The sequence below is a fragment of the Nitrospira sp. SG-bin1 genome, from assembly GCA_002083365.1.
Lineage (GTDB): Bacteria > Nitrospirota > Nitrospiria > Nitrospirales > Nitrospiraceae > Nitrospira_D.
The window spans coordinates 1-21,212 of sequence record LVWS01000025.1; the positions used below are offsets into that span (position 1 = coordinate 1).

34 protein-coding genes and 1 pseudogene are annotated in these 21,212 nt (G+C 52.9%); all 35 read left to right on the forward strand.

The window, feature by feature from the left end:
- The 35 genes and pseudogenes from tuf to A4E19_18310 all read left to right on the forward strand — a co-directional run bounded on the left by tuf (position 1) and on the right by A4E19_18310 (position 21,114).
- Positions 1-290 (forward strand): annotated as a pseudogene (gene tuf, locus A4E19_18140) (elongation factor Tu).
- A 39-nt stretch (positions 291-329) separates the two neighbouring features.
- Positions 330-641, forward strand: a complete 312-nt coding sequence (rpsJ, locus tag A4E19_18145; protein ID OQW34385.1) for a 30S ribosomal protein S10 — start codon at positions 330-332, stop codon at positions 639-641.
- 64 nt (positions 642-705) lie between these two features.
- Positions 706-1,326 carry a 50S ribosomal protein L3 gene (locus A4E19_18150; protein ID OQW34476.1) on the forward strand — a complete coding sequence of 207 codons (621 nt, stop codon included), beginning with the start codon at positions 706-708 and terminating at the stop codon, positions 1,324-1,326.
- A 1-nt stretch (position 1,327) separates the two neighbouring features.
- A complete protein-coding gene (locus tag A4E19_18155; GenBank protein ID OQW34386.1) occupies positions 1,328-1,951 on the forward strand; it encodes a hypothetical protein in 624 nt (207 codons plus the stop codon).
- Positions 1,948-2,241, forward strand: coding sequence for a 50S ribosomal protein L23 (locus A4E19_18160; protein ID OQW34387.1), 294 nt, complete (start codon positions 1,948-1,950; stop codon positions 2,239-2,241). The genes A4E19_18155 and A4E19_18160 overlap by 4 nt, the downstream gene beginning before the upstream one ends.
- A gap of 58 nt (positions 2,242-2,299) precedes the next feature.
- Complete coding sequence (rplB, locus tag A4E19_18165; protein OQW34388.1) at positions 2,300-3,142, forward strand: 50S ribosomal protein L2; 843 nt, start codon at positions 2,300-2,302, stop codon at positions 3,140-3,142.
- On the forward strand, positions 3,135-3,422 hold the full coding sequence (locus tag A4E19_18170) for a 30S ribosomal protein S19 (protein OQW34389.1): 288 nt from the start codon (positions 3,135-3,137) through the stop codon (positions 3,420-3,422). Before rplB ends, A4E19_18170 begins: the two co-directional genes overlap by 8 nt.
- A gap of 73 nt (positions 3,423-3,495) precedes the next feature.
- Positions 3,496-3,852 (forward strand): 50S ribosomal protein L22, encoded by a 357-nt coding sequence (locus A4E19_18175; protein OQW34390.1) that lies wholly within the window; start codon positions 3,496-3,498, stop codon positions 3,850-3,852.
- A gap of 29 nt (positions 3,853-3,881) precedes the next feature.
- Positions 3,882-4,553, forward strand: a complete 672-nt coding sequence (locus A4E19_18180; GenBank protein OQW34391.1) for a 30S ribosomal protein S3 — start codon at positions 3,882-3,884, stop codon at positions 4,551-4,553.
- 12 nt (positions 4,554-4,565) lie between these two features.
- The gene (locus tag A4E19_18185) at positions 4,566-4,982 is read left to right on the forward strand and encodes a 50S ribosomal protein L16 (GenBank protein ID OQW34392.1); all 417 of its coding nucleotides are present in this window, start codon (positions 4,566-4,568) and stop codon (positions 4,980-4,982) included.
- Between the two features lie 48 nt (positions 4,983-5,030).
- A complete protein-coding gene (locus A4E19_18190; protein OQW34477.1) occupies positions 5,031-5,240 on the forward strand; it encodes a 50S ribosomal protein L29 in 210 nt (69 codons plus the stop codon).
- A gap of 8 nt (positions 5,241-5,248) precedes the next feature.
- On the forward strand, positions 5,249-5,515 hold the full coding sequence (locus tag A4E19_18195; protein OQW34393.1) for a 30S ribosomal protein S17: 267 nt from the start codon (positions 5,249-5,251) through the stop codon (positions 5,513-5,515).
- A gap of 63 nt (positions 5,516-5,578) precedes the next feature.
- Positions 5,579-5,947, forward strand: a complete 369-nt coding sequence (locus A4E19_18200; GenBank protein ID OQW34394.1) for a 50S ribosomal protein L14 — start codon at positions 5,579-5,581, stop codon at positions 5,945-5,947.
- A gap of 22 nt (positions 5,948-5,969) precedes the next feature.
- A complete protein-coding gene (locus tag A4E19_18205; GenBank protein ID OQW34395.1) occupies positions 5,970-6,299 on the forward strand; it encodes a 50S ribosomal protein L24 in 330 nt (109 codons plus the stop codon).
- Positions 6,300-6,430: 131 nt separating this feature from the next.
- On the forward strand, positions 6,431-6,952 hold the full coding sequence (locus A4E19_18210; GenBank protein ID OQW34478.1) for a 50S ribosomal protein L5: 522 nt from the start codon (positions 6,431-6,433) through the stop codon (positions 6,950-6,952).
- Between the two features lie 280 nt (positions 6,953-7,232).
- Positions 7,233-7,628 (forward strand): 30S ribosomal protein S8, encoded by a 396-nt coding sequence (locus A4E19_18215; GenBank protein OQW34396.1) that lies wholly within the window; start codon positions 7,233-7,235, stop codon positions 7,626-7,628.
- Positions 7,629-7,671: 43 nt separating this feature from the next.
- Complete coding sequence (locus A4E19_18220; GenBank protein ID OQW34397.1) at positions 7,672-8,208, forward strand: 50S ribosomal protein L6; 537 nt, start codon at positions 7,672-7,674, stop codon at positions 8,206-8,208.
- A gap of 9 nt (positions 8,209-8,217) precedes the next feature.
- Entirely contained in the window at positions 8,218-8,583 is a 366-nt protein-coding gene (locus tag A4E19_18225) for a 50S ribosomal protein L18 (GenBank protein ID OQW34398.1), read from the forward strand.
- An 81-nt stretch (positions 8,584-8,664) separates the two neighbouring features.
- The gene (locus A4E19_18230) at positions 8,665-9,177 is read left to right on the forward strand and encodes a 30S ribosomal protein S5 (protein OQW34399.1); all 513 of its coding nucleotides are present in this window, start codon (positions 8,665-8,667) and stop codon (positions 9,175-9,177) included.
- Between the two features lie 217 nt (positions 9,178-9,394).
- On the forward strand, positions 9,395-9,844 hold the full coding sequence (locus A4E19_18235) for a 50S ribosomal protein L15 (protein ID OQW34400.1): 450 nt from the start codon (positions 9,395-9,397) through the stop codon (positions 9,842-9,844).
- Positions 9,837-11,156: a preprotein translocase subunit SecY gene (locus A4E19_18240; protein OQW34401.1), complete on the forward strand. Its 1,320-nt coding sequence runs from the start codon at positions 9,837-9,839 to the stop codon at positions 11,154-11,156. The genes A4E19_18235 and A4E19_18240 overlap by 8 nt, the downstream gene beginning before the upstream one ends.
- Positions 11,157-11,160: 4 nt before the next feature.
- Complete coding sequence (locus tag A4E19_18245) at positions 11,161-11,817, forward strand: adenylate kinase (protein OQW34402.1); 657 nt, start codon at positions 11,161-11,163, stop codon at positions 11,815-11,817.
- Positions 11,814-12,572: a type I methionyl aminopeptidase gene (locus tag A4E19_18250; GenBank protein ID OQW34403.1), complete on the forward strand. Its 759-nt coding sequence runs from the start codon at positions 11,814-11,816 to the stop codon at positions 12,570-12,572. Before A4E19_18245 ends, A4E19_18250 begins: the two co-directional genes overlap by 4 nt.
- 27 nt (positions 12,573-12,599) lie before the next feature.
- Entirely contained in the window at positions 12,600-12,818 is a 219-nt protein-coding gene (gene infA / locus A4E19_18255; protein OQW34404.1) for a translation initiation factor IF-1, read from the forward strand.
- A 204-nt stretch (positions 12,819-13,022) separates the two neighbouring features.
- Positions 13,023-13,421: a 30S ribosomal protein S13 gene (locus tag A4E19_18260; GenBank protein ID OQW34405.1), complete on the forward strand. Its 399-nt coding sequence runs from the start codon at positions 13,023-13,025 to the stop codon at positions 13,419-13,421.
- Positions 13,422-13,448: 27 nt separating this feature from the next.
- Complete coding sequence (locus A4E19_18265; GenBank protein OQW34406.1) at positions 13,449-13,832, forward strand: 30S ribosomal protein S11; 384 nt, start codon at positions 13,449-13,451, stop codon at positions 13,830-13,832.
- An 88-nt stretch (positions 13,833-13,920) separates the two neighbouring features.
- Entirely contained in the window at positions 13,921-14,547 is a 627-nt protein-coding gene (locus A4E19_18270; protein OQW34407.1) for a 30S ribosomal protein S4, read from the forward strand.
- 80 nt (positions 14,548-14,627) lie between these two features.
- Positions 14,628-15,632, forward strand: coding sequence for a DNA-directed RNA polymerase subunit alpha (locus A4E19_18275; GenBank protein ID OQW34408.1), 1,005 nt, complete (start codon positions 14,628-14,630; stop codon positions 15,630-15,632).
- A gap of 24 nt (positions 15,633-15,656) precedes the next feature.
- Positions 15,657-16,088 (forward strand): 50S ribosomal protein L17, encoded by a 432-nt coding sequence (locus tag A4E19_18280; protein OQW34409.1) that lies wholly within the window; start codon positions 15,657-15,659, stop codon positions 16,086-16,088.
- Between the two features lie 168 nt (positions 16,089-16,256).
- Positions 16,257-16,826: a hypothetical protein gene (locus A4E19_18285; GenBank protein ID OQW34410.1), complete on the forward strand. Its 570-nt coding sequence runs from the start codon at positions 16,257-16,259 to the stop codon at positions 16,824-16,826.
- Complete coding sequence (locus A4E19_18290; protein ID OQW34411.1) at positions 16,804-17,406, forward strand: hypothetical protein; 603 nt, start codon at positions 16,804-16,806, stop codon at positions 17,404-17,406. The genes A4E19_18285 and A4E19_18290 overlap by 23 nt, the downstream gene beginning before the upstream one ends.
- 31 nt (positions 17,407-17,437) lie before the next feature.
- Complete coding sequence (locus tag A4E19_18295; protein ID OQW34412.1) at positions 17,438-18,184, forward strand: ABC transporter ATP-binding protein; 747 nt, start codon at positions 17,438-17,440, stop codon at positions 18,182-18,184.
- A gap of 19 nt (positions 18,185-18,203) precedes the next feature.
- The gene (locus A4E19_18300; protein ID OQW34413.1) at positions 18,204-19,712 is read left to right on the forward strand and encodes a hypothetical protein; all 1,509 of its coding nucleotides are present in this window, start codon (positions 18,204-18,206) and stop codon (positions 19,710-19,712) included.
- A 43-nt stretch (positions 19,713-19,755) separates the two neighbouring features.
- Positions 19,756-20,067, forward strand: a complete 312-nt coding sequence (locus A4E19_18305) for a hypothetical protein (GenBank protein OQW34414.1) — start codon at positions 19,756-19,758, stop codon at positions 20,065-20,067.
- Between the two features lie 189 nt (positions 20,068-20,256).
- Positions 20,257-21,114: an RNase adaptor protein RapZ gene (locus tag A4E19_18310; GenBank protein OQW34479.1), complete on the forward strand. Its 858-nt coding sequence runs from the start codon at positions 20,257-20,259 to the stop codon at positions 21,112-21,114.
- The last annotated feature ends 98 nt before the right edge of the window (positions 21,115-21,212 follow it).

The following is a 21,212-nucleotide window of genomic DNA, read 5'->3' on the forward strand; positions in this document are numbered from 1 at the left end:
TCACGCCGCATACGAAGTTCAAGGCGGAGATCTATGTGTTGACGAAGGAAGAAGGGGGGCGGCACACGCCGTTCTTCAACGGGTATCGGCCGCAGTTCTACTTCCGGACGACCGACGTGACGGGCATCGTGCAGCTGAATCCGGGGGTGGAGATGGTGATGCCGGGGGACAACGTGAGTGTGACGGCGGAGTTGATCAGTCCGATCGCGATGGATCAGGGGTTGCGGTTTGCCGTGCGCGAGGGCGGCAAGACCGTCGGCTCCGGCGTCGTGACCGAAATTCTGGCGTAAAAGAGGCAGTGGTCGCCTGACAGCTTAGGAGCTAATGAAGTGAAAGTCGATCAGCGGATCAGAATCAGATTGCGGGGGTTTGACTACCGAGTGCTGGATCAGTCGGTCATGGAAATTGTCGAGACCGTGCGGCGCAGCGGAGCCAAGGTGGTGGGGCCGATTCCGCTGCCCACGAGGATTGAAAAAATCACGGTGCAACGGTCGACGCATGCCGATAAGAAGTCCCGCGAGCAATTTGAGATGCGTACCCACAAGCGATTGCTCGATATCATGGAGCCCACGCCTGAAACTATGGATTCGTTGATGAAATTGAATCTCGCGGCAGGGGTGGATGTGGAGATAAAGCTCTGAGTTTGAGATTGAGGCCGGCATGGTTTCCGTCGTCCTCTCAATTATGTATGTATGCGGTGAGTCAATGACGAATGGATTGATCGGTAAAAAGCTGGGCATGACCCAAATCTTTGATGAAAGTCGTTTGACGCCGGTAACGGTGATCGAGGCGGGTCCATGTCGAGTGGTGGCGGTGAGAACGAAAGAGCGGGATCGATATGAAGCGGTTCAGCTTTCTTTCGGTGAAGTCAAGGAACGAAAGCTGTCGAAGCCGGAGTTGGGCCATTTGAAGAAGAATCAAGCGCCACCGAGTCGGGTATTGCGCGAGTTCAAGAAAGACGGCGAAACGACGGTCGGGCAGTTGGTGACGGTTGGTATGTTCAAGAAGGGCGATTGGGTCGATGTCATCGGCGTATCGAAGGGCAAAGGATATCAGGGTGTAGTGAAGCGGCATCACTATGCGGGAGGTCCCGAATCGCATGGGTCCATGTTTCATCGGGCGCCCGGTTCCATCGGAGCGAGTTCGTTTCCTTCTCGCGTGTGGAAAGGGAAGACTCTGCCTGGTCATATGGGGTCGGAGCGCGTCACGGTTCAGCGGTTGAAGGTCATCGAGTCGCGATCCGAGGAGAATCTACTTTTTGTCCGGGGAGCCGTCCCGGGGGCCGCGAATGGCGTCGTTGTCGTGCGAAAGTCTAAGAAGAGTTAGTATGCCTACTATCGATCTGGTGGATTTGAAAAAAGTGAAGGTGGGGACGGTCGATTTATCTCCACAAGTATTCGGCTGTGAACCTCATTCTGCGTTGGTGCATGAAGCGGTCGTCATGCAGCGGGCCTGTGAGCGCAGAGGGACTGCTTCTACGTTGCGTCGCGGTGAGGTGAGCGGATCCGGTAAAAAACCATGGAAGCAGAAGCATACGGGACGAGCCAGGGCCGGGTCTCTTCGCTCTCCTGTCTGGCGTCATGGGGGCAGTGTTTTTGGACCAAAGCCCAGGAGTTATGCCTATTCGATGCCGAAGAAGAAGTATCGAATGGCACTTCAGAGCGCATTGTCCGACAAGGTGAGGGAGAATAAGTTGTTTGTCGTGTCCGAGCTCTCTCTTCAGCAGCCAAAGACGAAGCTGCTCGCCCAAGCCTTGAGGCAATTCAGTGGAGAGGGGCATACATTGCTGGTTGTCGGGAAGGGGCAGTCGGAAATTTTACAGGCCGCAGGTAATCTGGACGCGGTGACAGTTCTGAGTGCGGATCAGCTGAACGTGTATGACGTTGTTCGCGCACACGTGATCATGATTTCTGAGCGAGAGATCGGTCCTGTGAGCGAGGTGTGGTCATGAAAGTCGAGAGGCACAGAGTTTTGATTCAGCCATTATTGACGGAGAAAATTACGGGGCTGCGAGAGCAAACGAATACGGTGGGTTTCGTGGTTCATCCTGAAGCGAATCGTATTCAAATCAAGGAGGCGGTCGAGGCTCTCCTTAAAGTCAAAGTCGAAAAGATCAACGTCATGAATGTTCGTGGGAAGGTCAAGCGACTCGGACGGTTTTCGGGGAGGCGGTCGGATTGGAAGAAGGCGTTCGTTACCCTCAAAAAAGGGGAAAAGTTGGAGATGTACGAGAGCGCCTAGCTTGGAGTGAGGGAAGGCCTGGCTGATTGTCGACGCTTAGGAAGGTGAGGGCCACATCATGGGGTTGAGATCATATCGTCCAACATCTCCGGGGCGCCGTGGTATGACGGCCGTCGTCACGGAGGAGTTGACGGACAAGAGACCTGAGAAGTCGCTGACTACTTTTCACCCTCGGACCGGGGGACGGAACAATGATGGGCGAATGACGGTCCGATTTCGTGGGGGAGGGCATAAGCGGCTCTATCGCACGATTGATTTTCTGCGTGACAAAGTCGGCATCTCGGCGAAGGTTGAGGCGATTGAATACGATCCAAATCGCTCCGCAAGAATCGCTCTCCTGAAGTATCGAGACGGGGAAAAGCGGTATATCTTGGCTCCAGTCGGATTGAACCTGAATGATGAAATACAATCCGGGCCCGAAGCGGAGATTAGACCGGGAAATGCTCTTCCGTTGGCCAGTATGCCTCTTGGGACGACCATCCACAATCTTGAATTGAAGGTCGGTAAAGGCGGACAGTTGATCCGAAGTGCCGGGGGATTCGCGCAGGTCATGGGACGCGACGGCGATTATGTGCAGGTGCGTCTCAAGTCCGGAGAGATGCGAAGAATTTTGGGGGCCTGTATGGCCACCGTCGGGCAAGTCGGTAATGTCGATCACGAGAATGTCAGCGTTGGAAAAGCCGGCCGGAGTCGTTGGAAGGGAAAAAGACCCCATGTACGAGGGGTGGTCATGAATCCCGTTGATCATCCTCACGGTGGTGGAGAGGGAAAGTCCGGGCAGGGAAATCCCCATCCGGTATCTCCATGGGGCCTTCCGACGAAGGGTTACAAAACCCGGCAGAACAAGAGAACGGACAAGTTTATCATCGCTCGACGTAAGTCAGGGGTGCGCAATGCCTAGATCCGTAAGCAAGGGAGCATTTGTCGACGATCATCTGCTTAAAAAAGTTGAGCAGATGAATCAGACAAAGGATCGAAAGTTGATTAAAACGTGGTCGAGGCGGTCTACGGTTGTCCCTGACATGATCGGTCATACCTTTGCCGTTCATAATGGTAAGAAGTTCATTCCGGTCTTCGTGACCGAAAATATGGTCGGTCATAAACTCGGCGAATTCGCTCCGACGAGGTTTTTTAAAGGGCACGGCCAGGCGAAAACGGAAAAAGCCGTCGCCCTTAAGTAGGGGCTCTTGGTCGGATGGAAAATGCAGTGGCATCAAGCAGATCATGTGGAATTGATCGGTAACAGGGTTGAAGATGACTGAAGCACATGCGGTTCTCAGGTTTGTTCGTGTGGCGCCTCGCAAAGCTAAGCCGGTGATCGATATGATCCGGGGACGGCAAGTGCCGATGGCGCTCGCTATGCTGAAGCACACTCCTCGTCATGCCGCGAGGGTGGTTGAAAAAATCGTTCGGTCTGCGGTGGCGAATGCCGAGCTGAAAGAAATGGGTGATAGTGAATCCATGATCATCTCGAAAGCTTTCGTCGATTGCGGCCCTACGTATAAGCGTGTGCGAGCGAGATCGATGGGGCGCGCCAACGCAATTCAAAAACGAACGAGCCATATTACCGTCGTCGTGGCGGCACCCGAAGTGCAGGGCAAGAAAAAATAGACATTTCTTTTTATTGAGGCATGTGACGCATGGGTCAAAAAACAAATCCCATTGGTTATCGATTGGGCTACAACTATACCTGGAGCTCCCGTTGGTATGCGGGTAAAGATTATGCCAAGCTGCTCCATCAAGATGTGAAGATTCGAAAGATGGTCAAGGCTCGGCTGTATCATGCCGGCGTATCGAAGGTGGAAATCGAACGATCCGGAGACCAGACTAGGGTGATCATACACACGGCGCGTCCCGGTATCATCATCGGACGCAAGGGGGCCGAAGTCGACAAGTTGAAGGCCGACCTCGAAAAGCAGTACGGCGGACAGGTCTACATTACGGTTAAGGAAATCAAGAAACCCGAACTGGATGCGCAATTGGTTAGCGAAAATGTTGCGACTCAACTCGAGAAGCGAGTCGCCTTTCGTCGGGCTATGAAGCGAAGTGTCCAGTCCGCCTTGAGGTTGGGTGCCCAGGGCATCAAGATCATGGTCGCCGGCCGCTTGGGTGGGGCCGAAATCGCGAGGACTGAATGGTATCGAGAAGGACGTGTGCCGCTGCACACTCTGCGAGCCGAAATAGATTATGGATTCGCGGAAGCGCATACGACGATGGGCCAGATCGGGGTGAAGACCTGGATCTACAAGGGGGAGCTGCTTCCTGTTCAACCTATGAAGGCCGAATCATCTTTAGATCGACGGTTTGGGTGAGGAGACTGAGCTGTGTTAGCGCCTAAGAAAGTCAAATTCAGAAAAATGCAGAAAGGCCGGATGACGGGTAAGGCCTATCGAGGGGGGCAAATTACCTTGGGTGAGTTCGGTCTGAAAGCATTGGAGCCGGGATGGGTGACGAGTCGCCAAATTGAGGCCGCACGTATTGCGATTACTCGGTACGTAAAACGAGGGGGGCAAGTGTGGACACGCATTTTCCCCGATAAGCCGATTACCAAGAAACCGGCCGAAACTCGAATGGGTAAGGGAAAGGGCAATCCGGAATACTGGGTGGCGGTCGTGAAGCCCGGCAGGATTCTTTATGAGATGGACGGGGTGACTCCAGAAATTGCCCGAGAAGCCTTTCGTCTCGCCTCCCACAAGTTGCCCATAGCGACGAAGTTGGTCGTTCGTGGAGAGTTCGGATAGGTTTTTTTGAAGGGTGTGAGGATAGAAAGAGGAGCAGGGGATATGGCGTTGGACGTCAAAGAGCTCCGGCAATTGGGAGCAGATGAGCTTGTAGAAAAAGAAAAGCAGCTTGTGCAAGAGCTGTTTAATCTACGCTTTCAGTTCGGCTCGGGGCGTCTTGAGAATCCTATGCAAATCCGAAAAACAAAACGGGATATTGCGCGGGTGAAAACGGTTCTCCAGCACATGAAGGCCCAGGCAACGGGGGCGAAGAGGTAGGGGACGCTATGGCTGAGGTGGTAAAGCGCCGTCATTGGTACGGTGACGTCGTCAGTAATAAGATGCAGAAGACGGTCGTGGTCGTTGTTTCTCGATCGGTTATACATCCGGTCTATAAAAAAGTTCTCAAGCGAGTGACAAGGCTCAAGGCGCACGATGAAGGTGGCATGTGCAAAGTGGGAGATCGAGTCAAGCTCGTGCAAACCAGGCCGCTGAGCAAAGAAAAAAACTGGCGTGTCGTTCAAGTCATGGAAAAAGGTCAACCTGAAAAGTAAACGTACGGTATTTCATGAAGATCTTCGGTTTTTGTTGCGCGTAGGGCGCCTAGGAATAGAGCGATGATTCAGAACTATACATATATGGATGTGGCCGATAATTCCGGAGCGAAACAGGCCATGTGTTTTCATGTGTTTGGGGGGACGAGACGGCGGTATGCCTCGTTGGGCGATGTCGTAGTGGTAGCCGTCAAGGAGGCGATCCCACAAGCTAGCGTCAAGAAGGGCGATGTGAGTCGAGCGGTCATTGTCCGAACGACGAAAGAGGTTCGTCGGGAAGATGGGTCGTACATTAAATTCGACCGAAACGCGTGCGTCCTCATCAACAAGGAGGGCGAACCGATTGGAACGCGCATATTCGGGCCTGTCGCCCGAGAGCTCCGTTGGAAGAAATTCATGAAGATCATTTCGCTAGCACCTGAGGTTTTGTAGGGCAGAACGAACGAGGGGCATTGTGGAAGCACTCCGAAAAAGCAGAATTCGAAAAGGGGATACAGTGGTCGTGGTATCTGGCCGAGAGCGAGGCAAGACCGGGAAGGTGCTGTCAATCGATCTGCAAGCCGGCAAGGTTGTCGTCGAGAAGCTTAATATCATCAAGCGCCACACCAAACCGAATCAGAAGGCGAAGCAGGGAGGTATTCTCGAGCGAGAAGCCCCTCTTCAGATCTCCAACGTCATGTTTCTCTGCCCGGTCACACAAAAACCTACCCGGATAGGCGTTCGGGTTTTGGAGGACGGGCGTCGAGTACGTTTCAGCAAAAAGTCCAATGAGACCGTAGAATAGGTTGCGCAATGGCCAAGGAACCGAAAAGCCGATCGAGTAAACCGTCGGAGCGAAAGTCCCCGAAAAAAGAGCCCGCTCAGCAGTTGGATCAAGGAAGTGAAGAGTCCAAATTCCGACCGCGGCTCCGTGACATGTACGAGCAGCAGGTGGTTCCCGCACTCATGAAGGAGTTTGGGTACAAGAACGTGATGCAGGTTCCCAAGCTTGAACGGGTTGTGTTGAACGTCGGAATGGGTGAGGCGATTCAGAATGTGAAGCTTTTGGAAAGTGCGGTGACTGAATTGGGAATGATCACCGGTCAAAAGCCGGTCGTCACTCGAGCCAAGAAAGCCATCGCTGGATTCAAACTTAGACAAGGATTGCCCATCGGTGCAAAGGTGACGCTCCGTAGCCGGCGGATGTATGAGTTTTTTGATCGTCTGGTCACGTTGGCGCTTCCTCGAATCCGAGACTTCCGCGGTGTTTCTCCCAAGGCTTTTGATGGTCGTGGGAATTATACTCTTGGCTTAAAAGAGCAGCTCATCTTCCCTGAAATCAAGTACGATGAAGTGGCGTCCATCCATGGAATGGACATTACGGTTGTCACCACGGCCAGGACAAACGACGAAGGGAAAGCTCTTTTGAAGCACCTTGGTATGCCGTTTCGTGCGTGAGAGAGAAGTGAGTAAATGGGGTCTGTCTGAACGGAAGGAGTGCGTGTGTCACGACTGGCACTGAGGAATAAGGCAGCGACGAAGCAGAAGTTTGCCACGAGGGACTACCATCGATGTGGAGTCTGCGGTCGAGTGCGCGGATATCTCCGTCGGTTTCGGATGTGTCGAATTTGTTTTCGAATGATGACTCTGCGCGGGGAGATTCCCGGAGTGCGAAAGTCCAGCTGGTAGCTCGTGTGCTTCCGTTGGTGACTGCTAATGGAGGAGAGAAGGATATAGTATGGTTACCGATCCGATCGGCGATCTTCTTGTTCGTTTAAAGAATGGCGCTCAACGCCGTTTTGAAACCGTCACGGTTCCTACCTCAAAGCTGAAACGTGCCATTTTAGAGATTTTGAGGAAGGAAGGTTACGTTGATGCAGTCGAGGACGGAGTTCATGACGGGCACCCGGTTCTTACCGTGCGTCTTCGGTATGTGGGCGAGGGGCAGCCTATGATTACCGGATTGGAGCGCGTCAGCAAGCCAGGACGCCGTGTCTATGTGGGAAGTCAAGATATTAAGAAAGTCCGTAATGGGATCGGTGTGTCCATCCTTTCCACCTCAAAAGGAATCATGACCGACCAGGAATCCCGTAAGAGTCGCCTTGGCGGAGAAGTTCTCTGCTCCGTATGGTGAACCGGTGAATCACCTCGATTTTGAATGAAGGATATAACAGACCATGTCCCGCATTGGAAACAAGCCGATTGCAATTCCCAGTGGAGTGGAAGTCAAAGTTGCAGGGTCAACCGTATCCGTCAAGGGTCCGTTAGGCAAGCTGGATTGGTCGCTCGTCCACGGGGTGAACGTTGCGGTCAATAACGGTCAAGTCGTTGTCGGCCGTTCCAGTGACGATCGCAAGTTGAGGGCGCTTCACGGACTGACCCGTGCGGAACTGAATAACATGATCCACGGAGTCACCAAAGGATATGAACGTTCGATGGAAATCACCGGAGTGGGCTACAAGACGCAGCTTCAAGGTCGGACGTTAAGTTTTAATGTGGGCTATATCAATCCTGTGCTTTATCAAGTGCCAACGAGCATCGATGTGAAGGTGGACAAGCAGACACTCATCAACATCAAAGGCGTTGACAAGCGATTGGTGGGCCAAGTGGCCGCTGATCTGCGGGCCATTAAGCCGCCAGATGTCTATAAACAAAAGGGTGTTCGTTACGCGGGCGAGACATTGCGCAAGAAAGAAGGGAAGACAGGGAAATAGGAATTGGCCATGAATGCTGCAGACAAGGTTCGACAGCTTGATAGACGGCGACGGCGAGTGAGGCAAGTCATTCTCGGTACGGCGGAGCGGCCTCGCCTGAATGTGTTCAGAAGCGCGGCCCATATTTATGCCCAGGTTATCGACGATATTCGAGGCGTGACTCTGGCCGCCGCGTCATCGCTCGATAAGTCCGTCCGTAAATCCCTCAAATCGACCGGTGGAATTGAAGCGGCTAAGGCAGTGGGGAAATTAATCGCCGATCGTGCCAAGGCCGCCAAGGTGAACACCGTGGTTTTTGATCGAGGTGGCAGGATGTATCACGGGCGAATCAAGGCGCTCGCGGATGCCTCACGCGAAGGGGGTTTGCAATTCTAGTGAGCTGGATGTAAGGCGAGCAAAGAGGATGAGTGAACTCCTTGCCAAGCCATAACGAATGTAGGACTGAGGGGTAAGAGCGTGCGAGTCAATCCGGATGAATTAAGCCTGAAGGACAAAGTCGTATTTATCAATCGTGTTGCAAAAGTTGTAAAAGGTGGAAAACGCTTCAACTTTTGTGCCCTCGTGGTCGTCGGTGATGGCCATGGATGGGTTGGGATAGGAAAAGGAAAGGCGGCTGAGGTCCCGGTGGCGATTTCTAAGGCCGTCGAACAAGCCAAGAAACATCTCGTTCACGTCCCGCTGAAAGGTGGAACTATCCCACATGAGGTGCATGGTTTGTTCGGAGGGGAGCACGTATTGCTGAAGCCTGCCGTCGATGGTACCGGAATCATTGCCGGTGGGGCGGTTCGCGCCGTCGTGGAGCTCGTCGGCGCGCATAATGTCATTGCGAAGACTTTGGGTCGCGGGAATCCGTTCAATGCGGTTCGCGCGACGTTGGACGGGCTCACCCAACTGAGAAATTTGGACGACGTTCTTCGCTTCCGTCGGCAAGCGCTTCCAGACGGCCGAGAAAGGGCCGCGGTCCAATGAGCACATCAAAAAAGACATCCGGAACCGCCGCAGATCAGGGTGCTCAAAGCGTGCGCGTGACATTACGGCGCAGCCCTATTGGAACACCGGAGAGGCATCGTCTTGTTTTGCGGGGACTGGGCCTTCGACGTATCCGACAAACGGTTATCCATCCTGACACGCCTCAGGTGCGAGGGATGATTCAAAAAGTGGGTTACTTACTTGAAGTTGGAAAACCATGAATCTTCATGACTTGGCTCCCGCGCAGGGGGCAAAAAAGCGAAGGAAACGTATAGGACGGGGACCGGGATCCGGTCATGGTAAGACTGCGACCAAAGGTCATAAGGGATTACTGGCTCGATCGGGGGGCGGTAAACGTCCTGGGTTTGAAGGCGGGCAGATGCCGTTGGTGCGTCGATTGCCAAAATTCGGGTTCAACAACCCTTCTCGAGCGGAATATGCCGTCGTCAATCTTAAAAGTTTCGAACGGTGGGTTGGCAACGAGACGATCACGCCGCAAGCCATGGTCGATGCTGGTTTGGTCAAACGAAAAAAGCTGCCGATTAAAGTTCTTGGCAATGGTGAGGTAAAGAAGTCGCTGGTTGTTCAGGCACATAAGTTCAGTAAATCGGCTGAAGCAAAGATCCAAGCGGCCGGCGGGAGAGTCGAGGTTATCGGCGGTGCTTGAACGGCTTCTGACCAGTTTTCAGAATATCTTCAAGATTCCCGAGCTTCGTACGCGGGTTCTCTTCACGCTCGGAATGCTGGTGGTGTATCGGATCGGGTCTCACATCCCGACTCCCGGTATCAATGGCGATGCCCTGTCCGAGTTTTTACAGAAGCAGGGTGGGGCGTTGCTGGGATTCCTCGACATTTTTTCCGGCGGATCCTTGTCCCGTCTGACGATCTTTGCGCTGGGTATCATGCCGTACATCAGCGCATCCATCATTCTTCAATTATTGACGGTCGTCATCCCGCATTTGACCAAGTTGGCTAAGGAGGGTGAGCGAGGCCGAAAGAAAATCATTCAGTATACCCGGTTCGGGACCATTGGCATTGCCCTGATTCAGGGATTTGGTATTGCGGTCGGTCTGGAACAAATGAATCAGGGAGCCTTCGTGCTCAGTGCTGGATGGGGATTCCGCCTCATGACGGTCATCACCTTGACGGCCGGCACCGGGTTTCTGATGTGGCTCGGTGAACAGATCACAGAGCGCGGAATAGGCAATGGAATCTCTTTAATTATTTTCGCGGGGATTGTCGCCAGGCTGCCTGCGGCGGTGGCTCAAACCTACAATCTGTATGAAATCGGCCAACTCAATGCGTTTTTACTCATTGCCTTGGCTCTCTTAATGATCGGCGTCGTCGCCGCCATTGTGTTTTTGGAAAGTGGCCGACGGAAAATTCCAGTGCAATACGCGAAGCGCGTGATTGGACGACGGGTCTATGGAGGGCAGAGTACGCACATCCCGTTGAAAATCAATACGGCCGGAGTCATTCCTCCGATATTTGCTTCCTCAATCATCGCATTTCCCGCGACTATCGCCGGTTTTTTTGAGACACCGTGGGTGAAATCAATTGGAGCTCAGCTGGCTCCCGGATCGCTGCTCTACACGTTGTTGTATGTGGGGCTCATCATCTTTTTCTGTTTCTTCTATACTGCGGTCGTCCTGAATCCGGTCGATATGGCGGACAATATGAAAAAGTACGGAGGTTTTATTCCTGGAATCAGGCCAGGACAACGAACATCCGACTATATCTACAATGTCCTCACGAAGATTACATTTGCCGGAGCTATTTACCTCGCCATCGTCTGCGTGATTCCTGAATTCTTAATTTATAAATTGAATGTTCCCTTTTATTTTGGCGGTACTTCCTTGTTGATTGTCATTGGTGTGGGGCTGGATACGGCCCAGCAAATTGAATCTCATATGTTGATGCGGAATTACGAAGGATTTTTAGGCAAGGGTATGGCTCCGTTGCGCGGGAGAAGCGGGTAAGATCATGCGGCTTGTGTTCCTCGGCGCTCCGGGTGTTGGAAAAGGCACACAGGCTGACAAAGTCGCCGTTCAGTATCGCATCCGTAAGATTTCAACCGGTGATTTGCTTCGCGAGGCGGTTCGCAACCAGACACCGCTTGGCCTTGAAGCGAAAGTGCATATGGATGAGGGTCGGTTGGTTCCAGATTCAGTCGTTATCGGACTAGTACGGCAAAAACTGGCTGACTCATCACATGCCAACGGGTTTATTCTCGATGGGTTTCCGAGGACAGTTCCTCAGGCTGAGTCCTTAGCAAAGGTGCTTGCGGAACGAGGCCTTCATCTGGATCGGGTGATTAATTTTAGGGTTTCTCGGGAAGAAATCATCAAGCGATTGAGCGGACGACGGAGTTGTCCCAAATGTCAGGCTACTTATCACGTAGCCTTTGCTCCATCGAAGAGCGGCACCCTGTGTGACCGATGTGGAGAGACCTTGGTTCAACGAAGTGACGATCAGCGGGAGGCGATTCAGATGCGCCTCCGTGTATATGAAGAACAGACAGCGCCGTTAATCACCTTCTATGAGAAGCAGGGGTTATTGTCGCATCTTAACGGTGCCGAGGCTGTTGAAACGGTATACCACAACCTCGTGAAAGTGCTCGCGACACCCCAGCCGGCATGATCATTCTCAAAACGCCCGCCGAGATAGCGGTGATGGCAGAGGCGTCTAGAGTGGTGGCGGAGGCGCTCGCGATTGTGAGGGAAGCGGCTTGTCCAGGCATCAGCACGGAGGAACTGGACCGTATCGCCGAGGAAGCGATACGGGCAAGGGGCGCGGTTCCGGCATTCAAAGGCTACAGGAACTATCCCAAGACTCTCTGTGCATCCGTGAATGAGCAAGTCGTTCACGGGATCCCCTCGAAGCGGAAGCTGAAGGAAGGGGATATCATTGGACTGGATCTCGGTGCTATCGTAGGTGGTTTCTATGGGGATTCAGCCATAACAATGGCGGTGGGTCGAATCCCTGAAGCAACCGATAAGTTGGTTCGAGTGACGGAAGAGGCGCTTTATCTGGGTATCAAACAGGCTGTAGTAGGCAACCGATTGACGGATATTTCAAACGCCGTACAACAACATGTCGAAGCCGCCGGATTCTCCGTCGTTACCGAGTTTGTTGGGCATGGCATTGGCCGACAACTGCACGAGGAACCTCAAGTTCCCAATTATGGAAAGCCGGGCCAGGGGCCTCGCTTGCAACCAGGCATGGTCCTGGCGATCGAACCAATGGTGAACATGGGGCGAAGTGCCGTTCGCGTTCTTGAGGATCGGTGGACCGCGGTTACGGTCGACGGGAGCCTGTCGGCCCACTTTGAGCATACGATCGCCATTCAACCAAGTGGAGCACCTCGTATTTTGAGTCAATTGGAAACGGCGTAAGGTCGGTTATCAGGAATTTAGAAGGACGTGGCAAAGGAAGACATCATTGAAGTCCAGGGTTCGGTAGCGGAGACGCTTCCCAATGCCATGTTTCGGGTCAAGCTGGATAATGGCCATATCATATTGGCTCACATCTCGGGGAAAATGCGGATGCATTTTATCCGTATCCTCCCCGGCGATAAGGTCACGGTGGAAATGTCGCCATACGATTTGACCAGGGGCCGAATTACTTATCGTTTCAAGTAACGGGAGTGGCGAATTGTCATGAAGGTCAAATCATCAGTGAAACCCATATGTGCCAAATGCAAGGTTGTACGTCGCCGGGGGGTCGTGCGGATTCTGTGCAAAAACCCCCGTCATAAACAGCGACAGGGATAATGAAGAGCCTCAAAGATCACCTTGATGTTCGAGTGTCTGGCAAAGTACTGCGTATGAAGATCGGGAGGGGGAATGGCACGTATTGCTGGGGTTGATTTGCCGCGGAACAAACGAACCGATATCGGATTGAGCTACATTTATGGGATCGGGCGCATGTCGGCTCTGAAGATTCTCCATGAAGCGGGGATCGATGGAGCGGTTCGTGTCAAAGATCTGAGCGAAGATAAGATCGTTAAATTGCGCGAAATTATTGAGCGTGATTATCGGGTAGAGGGGGATCTACGCAAAGAAGTGTCGCTGAATATCAAGCGGCTGGTTGATACAGGGACATATCGAGGGTTGCGTCATCGCAAAGGGTTGCCCGTTCGCGGACAGCGGACCAAGACCAATGCCCGAACGCGTAAAGGACGTCGCGCAGGCGTCAGCAGCAAGCCGAGACCCACAATGGCCAAAGGGTCGTCCAACGCCTAGCCTACTGCAACAGCCAGAGGAGTTCGCATGAGTGTCAAAAAAGGAAAGAAGAAAGAGCGTCGAATCGTTCAAAATGGAGTGGCGCATGTTCAGGCGTCATTCAATAATACGATTGTGACGATCACCGACATGAGCGGGAACACGGTGGTGTGGGCAAGCGCGGGCAATCAAGGGTTCAAAGGATCGCGAAAAAGCACTCCCTTTGCCGCTCAGCGAGCCGGAGAAGCCGCGGCGCGCAAGGCTATGGAAAGCGGGATGCGGCAGGTCGATGTCTATGTGAATGGACCGGGGTCCGGCCGGGAGTCGGCTATCCGTTCACTCCAAGGTGCTGGTCTACGGATCAATCTGATACGCGACGTCACGCCCATTCCCCACAATGGGTGCCGACCGCCCAAACGACGGCGAGTGTGATGTCATGCATGAATGAGTGAAATGGGTGAGCGGGGCCACATGGCCTGATTGTCGGAGGATTAGCGAGTTCTTTTGCGAGGAGGAAGCGGTGGCAAAGTATCGTGGTCCAGTCTGTCGATTGTGTCGGCGAGAAGGAGAGAAACTTTTTCTCAAGGGCACACGCTGTATGACGGAAAAGTGCGCGATTGAACGTCGGAGTTATCCGCCCGGTCAACACGGACAGGGGCGCCAGAGAACTTCGGACTATAGCCTACAGTTGCGCGAAAAACAGAAGCTGCGTCGAATCTATGGACTTCAGGAGCGACAATTCCGCGGTGTTTTTGAACGTGCCGAGCGACATATCGGCGTCACCGGCGAAGCCCTCTTGCGGTTGCTAGAATGCCGTTTGGACAATGTCACGTACCGATTGGGCTTCGGTGCTTCCCGCAAGCAATCGCGTCAGCTGGTGAGCCATGGCCATTTCACGGTAAACGGTAAGAAGATCACCGTGGCTGGGGCCCTGGTGAAACCGGGAGACGTGATTGAGGTTCGTGAGCGGAGTCGCGACGTGGTTGCAATCCAGGCGGCATTGGAATCGGTCGATAGTCGAGGCATACCTGACTGGCTTGAGCTCGATAAAGGCGCGTTCAAGGGTACGGTGCGTGCGTTGCCGGCCAAGGATCAAATTGCGTTGCCGGTCAATGAGCAGATGGTGGTGGAATTGTACTCGAGATAGTCTGCCGGTCTGAGAACGTTCTCTCGACATCGGCGTTATCGGCCGATGTCCTAGTCACTCGATGGTATGGAGGGTGGGTCATGATCAAAGCGATGAAAGACTTTCAGATCCCAATGCGGGTGGAAGTCGACAAGGATGCACAATCTCCCACATTTGGACGGTTCACCACAGAGGCGTTTGAGCGGGGGTTTGGCACCACAATCGGGAATGCCCTCCGTCGCATTCTGTTATCGTCCCTCACGGGTGCTGCCGTAACTACCGTGAAGATCGAAGGGGTCGTCCATGAGTTCTCAACGATTTCCGGTGTCACGGAGGATGTCACCGCGATCATCCTCAATATCAAAAGCCTCCGGCTGGCGCTCCACACGGACAAGCCGAAGACAATACGGTTGAAAAAGAAGGGGCCTGGAGAAGCAAAGGGGTCGGACATTCTCCACGACGGGGACGTCATGATTCTGACGCCGGATTTGCATATTGCCACGCTCGATAAGGATGCAATTCTAGACATCGAAATGACTGTGAAGCACGGCCGTGGATATGTACCGGCCGAGCGCAATAAAGAAGAGGGACTGCCGATCGGAGTGATCGCCATCGATTCCATCTTTTCTCCGATCCGGAGAGTCAATTTTCACGTCGAGAATGCGCGGGTCGGTCGTATGACCGACTATGACAAGCTGACAATGGAAGTTTGGACCGATGGCACGATCAGCCCGCGCGACGCCCTATCTACCGCGGCGGGCATTTTGCGTGAACATTTGGATATCTTTATCAACCCCGAAGAACGCAGCGAAGGGAAGGCCGAAGCGGGTTACGAGGACTCTCAACGGGAGGTGAACAAGAACCTCTCGCGGAGCGTGAATGAGTTGGAGTTATCCGTTCGGGCGGCGAATTGTCTAAAGAATGCGAACATCAAAACGATCGCCGATCTTGTGCAAAAGTCAGAAGGGGAGATGCTCCGAACAAAGAACTTTGGAAAAAAATCTCTCAACGAGATCAAAGAAATCCTGTCTGAGATGGGGCTTTCACTGGGAACAAAGATAGAGGCTGCATCTTCTCCTCATAATGGAAGCCCAAAACCTGAATGATGCTTTCCAATCAAGGGGTTTACCGTGCGACATAGAAAAAAGGGACGACAACTTGGACGGCAGACGAAGCATCGAACGGCGTTGTTTCGGAATCTAGTGACGTCGTTGTTGGACCAGGAACGTATCGAGACCACAGGAGCCAAGGCTAAAGAGATACGAGGGTTTACCGATCGTATGATCAGCCTTGGTAAGGAAGGTACGCTGCCTGCTCGACGGCGTGCTTTGGGTTTCCTTCGCAGCAAGGCCGTTGTGTCTAAATTGTTTGGCGATGTGGCGGCACGATTCAAAGATCGATCCGGGGGATACACCAGAATCGTCAAGACTCGCCGCCGCATTGGCGATGCGGCTGAAATGGTTGCTATCGAATTAGTTTCCCGTCAAGAACTTGCTCCGAAGAAAAAATCTGAAGCGCGAACCGCTCAGCCTACATCCACCGAGACCGGAACATCGGCCTAATCTTCAGCCGCGATATTCAGTTTCCCACCGAGAGACTCCCATGTGTAGGCATGGGGGTCTTTTCGTTTTCAGTTCCCTGGAGGACGTTTACTTGGCTGGTCGTGCATGCTAAGATCGTGCCAGGTATTGCTCTTATGTAACGCAGAGAATCCCTCGAATTTCTAGACCATGTGGGAGCGTATAACAAGACGGATCCTTCTTACCGTATCCATACTATTGGCCACGTTTCTTGGCTATCTTGTCGTCAAGAACGCAGATTCAGTACCGAGTAGCCAGTCCATCGCCCCGGAGTCTATTGAACAAGCGGATGCCAAGATCCTCGAGTTCATCTTTACACAATCGAAGGGAGATGCAGTCCAGTGGCAGGTTCAGGCTAAGCAAGCTCGCATGTTTGAACACGATAAGCGGGCCTTGTTGCAGGATGTGGCCCTCACCTTCTACGGTACTGGGGGGGACAAAGTCACCGTGCACGGGGACGAAGGCACGCTGGATACCGCGACTAAGAACTTCAGGCTTGCGAATCGCGATACTCCCATCGTTGTGGAAACCAGGAGTGGCTACACCATTTATACGAACCACCTGGTATGGACGGACAACGCGAGAGAGATTCGGACAGCGGATCCTGTGCGGATGGTAGGACATGGGTTGGAAGTGAGGGGACAAGGATTGCTTGGGCGAATGGAGTCTGAGGAATTTGAGGTGTTACAGGATGTGCATGTGGATCTGGCTTCTTCTTAGTGTTGTCTTCGTCGGATCCACGGTGGCAGCTCCTTCATCGGAGTCAGGGAACCTGAAGAGGAGCGTGGAGGCGCCCGGCGTCCCCACCACCATCACCTCCAAGAAAATGACGGTGAGGAACCAAGACAGCCAAGCTGTCTTCGAGGAAACGGTTGTGTTGACGCGAGGTCCGCTGACCGTTCATTCGGACAAGATGGTTGTGTCGTTCAACTCCCGCAACCGAGATCCTCTGCCACCCTCTGGTAGAGAAACGGACCAGCAGGACTCCGTTCGACCTTCCTCAACCCCCAAGGAGCACAATACGATGTCGGCCATGTCGAATCGCTCCGTGAACCGCATCGAAGCGACCGGCGGCGCCCATCGTGTCACGATCAAATATGAAAACGGGAACGCGACGTGCCAAAAAGCCGTATATTTCGTTGACGGAGAGAGAATTGTACTGACTGGGGATCCTGTCGCTTGGGAAAAGGGTACGCGCGTCAGCGGCAAACAGATTACGATTTTCTTGGCGGAAGAGCGAAGCGTGGTGGAAGGGGGGTCGCATGTCCGCATCGAAGGTGACGGTCCGAGTCAGCCATGACTCAGATCGTCACGCAGAGTCTGACGCGCTTATGGATCCAATTGCGGCACAGAAGAAGCATTGCTTGCGTGCGGCAGCGCTGGTGAAAAGTTTCCGGGGACGTAAAGTCGTCAAAGGTGTCACGATCGAGGTGTCTGCCGGTGAGGTGGTCGGGCTTCTCGGCCCCAATGGCGCGGGCAAGACCACCATTTTCGACATGATGGTTGGTTTGTGTCAGCCCGATGAAGGGGAGATCAGCTTCATCGGAGAAGCGGTGACCCACCTGCCAATGTACAAACGAGCGCGCATGGGAATCGGTTATCTGCCTCAGGAATCATCGGTTTTTCGACGTCTCTCCGTAGAGCATAATGTCTTGGCGATTCTAGAAATGCTAGGGTATGCTCGTGAAGAGCGAAGCCAGCGGGTCGATGCCTTGCTCAAGGAATTAGATCTCCTCCATATACGAAAAAGTATGGCCTATGCCCTTTCAGGTGGAGAACGCCGACGCTTGGAAATCACACGCGCCTTGGCGGCGACCCCGTCGTTCATGCTGCTGGATGAACCGTTTGCTGGGATTGATCCGATCGCCGTCGCCGATATTCAACAAATCATCATCCGGCTGAAGAACAAAGGGATCGGCATCTTGATTACCGATCACAACGTGCAGGAAACCCTCTCCATCGTAGACCGGGCATACATCATCAATGAAGGATTGATTTTGGAGTCGGGGTCTCCTGAAGTTATTGTGCAGAGCGCAACGGCTCGAGCCGTGTATCTTGGCGAACAGTTCAAGCTATAGAGGAATGGCAGAGGCAGCGATGAAACTTCGTTTGGTTCCCCAACTCACACAAAAGCTCATCATGACGCCTCAGCTGCAGCAAGCGATTAAGCTGCTGCAATTGTCTCGACTTGAGCTACAGCAGAGCCTCACTCAGCATCTCCTGGAAAATCCATTGCTGGATGAAATTCAATCCGATGTGGAAGAAGGTGAGGCCGTGGTAAACGAGGAGAAGGCCGAAGCCGCTCCGTCACTGGAAGGGCAGGACCGTTCGGACACGGCCGTTGAAACCCGTGAAGAACAAGGATCGCCGGAGGAATTCTCCGCGTCGGGATGGGAAGAATACTTTGGCAGAGATCGACGGAGTGGCGAGTCTGAATACGCGTCTGCACAGGATGAGTTCCCGTCGTATGAGCAAACGGTCGCAAAAGCGACGTCCCTTGAGGAACACCTGCTTTGGCAGCTGTCCTTGTCCGGACTTAGCAATCGAGAAAAGGAACTCGGTCGTTTGATCATCGGCAATTTGGATGATGACGGGTATCTTCGTATTTCTCTCGCGGAGGTCGCGGCTGGGACTGATTTTACCGAGTCCGAAGCTGAATCTGTGCTCAAAGATATTCAGACTTTCGATCCGACCGGAGTTGGTGCTAGAGATCTCCCCGAATGTCTTCTACTGCAACTCGGTCATTTGGGCAGGAATCCGTTTGGATCTCTTGGATCCCCGCCCGGTGCATTGAAGGGATCAGTGATCGAGAACATAGTTCTGCACCATCTGAAGGATCTTGAAAAGAAACAGTACGCGAAGATCGCCAAGGCATTGAACATCACGATCGAGGAAGTCTTCCAAGCGACGAAAATCATCGGAGAACTCGAGCCTAAACCCGGGAGACCCTTCGCAAATACTCAGAACTACGTGATCGTGCCTGATGTATTCGTGGTCAAGAATGAGGGGGAATGGGTGGTGCTGTTAAACGACGACGGGCTCCCCCGGATGAGGATCAGCCCGTATTACAAGCAGCTTATATCCTCAGGCCAAGGCGGCACGCCCGAAACCAAAGCGTACATGGATGAAAAAATGCGTGCTGCACAGTGGGTTATTCGAAGTATTGAACAGCGAAATCGGACGATTGTGAAAGTGGTGTCCAGTATCGTCAAGTTCCAAGAGCAGTTTTTCGACCATGGGGTCCAATATCTCAAGCCTTTGGTTCTCAAACAGGTGGCAGAGGATATCGGGATGCATGAATCAACCATCAGTCGGGTAACGGCTAACAAATATATGTATTGCCCTCAAGGTATGTTGGAACTCAAGTTCTTTTTCAACGCAGGGCTTCAGAAAGCTGACGAGCCGTCAGGCATGCATTCCTCGGTTTCCGTCCGGGATATGATCAAGACAATGGTGGGGGAAGAAGATGCGAAGCGTCCTTTAAAAGATGAAGAGATTGCGGCCAGGCTTCGCAAACAAGGGGTGCTTATCGCGCGGAGGACGGTCGCTAAATATCGAGCAGAGTTGAATATCCCATCCGCCAGCCAACGTAAAAGATTCTTTTGATCTCTGGTGCTTCGCATCCAACCAGCTCAAATTGGAGGTGGGCATGAAGCTGAGAATCACAGGTCGCCACATGGACATCACACCAGCGCTTCGGAACTATGTGGAAACCCGATTTGGTCGTCTGGATCGATACGGATTGAAAGTCGGATCGCTGCAGGTGATATTGGACGTCGAAAAACTCCAGCATAAGGCCGAAGTCACCGGAGCAGTGAGTGGCAAACGCGTGCAAGCCAAGACCTCAACTCCTGAGATGTATGCCACAATTGATGCTCTTGTGGACCGTGTGGATGCGCAATTTAGAAAGTGGAAAGACCGCCTCGTCAGTCATAAGCCGACCAAGCCGAAGAGATCATGATCGCGTTTCTCCCGTGAGCCTCACGTGAAATCTGCATGGCTGCCAGGCTCACATGGTTGTGCCTGAATAGCTCGGCCAATGGACCAGGTCCAGTGCGGATTACGTCGTTGAATGAAGGCTGAAGCTATGGACTCCTGATTGGAGTATCTTAGGCATGCCCACGGAGGTAAATGCGACGCCATGACGCGGCTGAATCTCGTCATTATTAGTGGATTGTCGGGTTCTGGGAAAACATACGCCCTTAAAGCGTTTGAGGATGCTGGATATTTTTGCATCGATAACCTACCTCCGGCTCTACTTCCGACCTTTGTCGATCTCTGCAACCAGCAGCATAGTGAAATTGCCAACGTTGCTCTTGGGATTGACATTAGGGAGCGCGCATTCTTTTCAGATTTCGTCGGAATCTTGGAAAGAGTGAAAGCTCTCGGCCATGCCGTGCAGTTGCTGTTTCTTGAGGCTCGTGAAGAGGTCCTGACTAGACGATTTTCAGAGTCCAGGCGTCCCCACCCGCTTTTACCACATCTCCCCGTCTTGGATGGCATCCGATTCGAAAAGGAACGGGTCGCTGAACTCCGACGCCGGGCTGATCGGATCATTGACACATCCGATCTGACCGTCCATGAGCTGGGGGAGTTGCTTGCGAAACAGTTTCAGCGGGAATCATCGGATAGGCGTTTGACGATCTCTCTCATGACCTTCGGATATAAATTCGGGGTGCCGTATGACATTGATTTGTTATTTGATGTACGATTTCTTAAAAATCCGTTTTTCCTACCCGAGCTCAAGCCGCTTTCAGGAGATGATCCGCTGGTCCGGAATTTTGTCCTGACAGACCCAGACGCCGTTTCACTTATGGAGCATCTCGAAGGTCTGCTGAAGTTTCTCTTGCCACTATTCCAGCGAGAGCGGCGTAGTTATCTAACCGTCGGTATTGGATGTACCGGTGGGCGCCATCGTTCGGTCGCAATTGCCGGCCGTCTCCGAGAAAGCCTGGTCGCCCTGGGGTACGATGTCGGTCTCAAACACCGCGATATCGACAAGACATAAGCCATTGCTCAAATAACGGCAATGGCGTTCCTACCGTAATTTTCACTTCCGGCCGCTTTCTTGACAGGTAGAGCATATTGACTATACTTAATTTCGTT

What these genes read in the sequence shown, in the direction of transcription:
- A4E19_18175 (OQW34390.1), top strand. Translation starts at nt 3,496, where the DNA reads ATGACTGAAGCACATGCGGTTCTCAGGTTTGTTCGTGTGGCGCCTCGC.
- A4E19_18215 (OQW34396.1), top strand. Translation starts at nt 7,233, where the DNA reads ATGGTTACCGATCCGATCGGCGATCTTCTTGTTCGTTTAAAGAATGGC.
- A4E19_18260 (OQW34405.1), top strand. Translation starts at nt 13,023, where the DNA reads ATGGCACGTATTGCTGGGGTTGATTTGCCGCGGAACAAACGAACCGAT.
- A4E19_18170 (OQW34389.1), top strand. Translation starts at nt 3,135, where the DNA reads ATGCCTAGATCCGTAAGCAAGGGAGCATTTGTCGACGATCATCTGCTT.
- A4E19_18210 (OQW34478.1), top strand. Translation starts at nt 6,431, where the DNA reads ATGTACGAGCAGCAGGTGGTTCCCGCACTCATGAAGGAGTTTGGGTAC.
- rplB (OQW34388.1), top strand. Translation starts at nt 2,300, where the DNA reads ATGGGGTTGAGATCATATCGTCCAACATCTCCGGGGCGCCGTGGTATG.
- A4E19_18155 (OQW34386.1), top strand. Translation starts at nt 1,328, where the DNA reads ATGCCTACTATCGATCTGGTGGATTTGAAAAAAGTGAAGGTGGGGACG.
- A4E19_18225 (OQW34398.1), top strand. Translation starts at nt 8,218, where the DNA reads ATGAATGCTGCAGACAAGGTTCGACAGCTTGATAGACGGCGACGGCGA.
- A4E19_18180 (OQW34391.1), top strand. Translation starts at nt 3,882, where the DNA reads ATGGGTCAAAAAACAAATCCCATTGGTTATCGATTGGGCTACAACTAT.
- A4E19_18290 (OQW34411.1), top strand. Translation starts at nt 16,804, where the DNA reads ATGTGGATCTGGCTTCTTCTTAGTGTTGTCTTCGTCGGATCCACGGTG.
- A4E19_18250 (OQW34403.1), top strand. Translation starts at nt 11,814, where the DNA reads ATGATCATTCTCAAAACGCCCGCCGAGATAGCGGTGATGGCAGAGGCG.
- A4E19_18200 (OQW34394.1), top strand. Translation starts at nt 5,579, where the DNA reads ATGATTCAGAACTATACATATATGGATGTGGCCGATAATTCCGGAGCG.
- A4E19_18245 (OQW34402.1), top strand. Translation starts at nt 11,161, where the DNA reads ATGCGGCTTGTGTTCCTCGGCGCTCCGGGTGTTGGAAAAGGCACACAG.
- A4E19_18160 (OQW34387.1), top strand. Translation starts at nt 1,948, where the DNA reads ATGAAAGTCGAGAGGCACAGAGTTTTGATTCAGCCATTATTGACGGAG.
- A4E19_18265 (OQW34406.1), top strand. Translation starts at nt 13,449, where the DNA reads ATGAGTGTCAAAAAAGGAAAGAAGAAAGAGCGTCGAATCGTTCAAAAT.
- A4E19_18295 (OQW34412.1), top strand. Translation starts at nt 17,438, where the DNA reads ATGGATCCAATTGCGGCACAGAAGAAGCATTGCTTGCGTGCGGCAGCG.
- A4E19_18195 (OQW34393.1), top strand. Translation starts at nt 5,249, where the DNA reads ATGGCTGAGGTGGTAAAGCGCCGTCATTGGTACGGTGACGTCGTCAGT.
- A4E19_18300 (OQW34413.1), top strand. Translation starts at nt 18,204, where the DNA reads ATGAAACTTCGTTTGGTTCCCCAACTCACACAAAAGCTCATCATGACG.
- A4E19_18285 (OQW34410.1), top strand. Translation starts at nt 16,257, where the DNA reads ATGTGGGAGCGTATAACAAGACGGATCCTTCTTACCGTATCCATACTA.
- A4E19_18220 (OQW34397.1), top strand. Translation starts at nt 7,672, where the DNA reads ATGTCCCGCATTGGAAACAAGCCGATTGCAATTCCCAGTGGAGTGGAA.
- A4E19_18305 (OQW34414.1), top strand. Translation starts at nt 19,756, where the DNA reads ATGAAGCTGAGAATCACAGGTCGCCACATGGACATCACACCAGCGCTT.
- A4E19_18150 (OQW34476.1), top strand. Translation starts at nt 706, where the DNA reads ATGACGAATGGATTGATCGGTAAAAAGCTGGGCATGACCCAAATCTTT.
- A4E19_18275 (OQW34408.1), top strand. Translation starts at nt 14,628, where the DNA reads ATGATCAAAGCGATGAAAGACTTTCAGATCCCAATGCGGGTGGAAGTC.
- A4E19_18235 (OQW34400.1), top strand. Translation starts at nt 9,395, where the DNA reads ATGAATCTTCATGACTTGGCTCCCGCGCAGGGGGCAAAAAAGCGAAGG.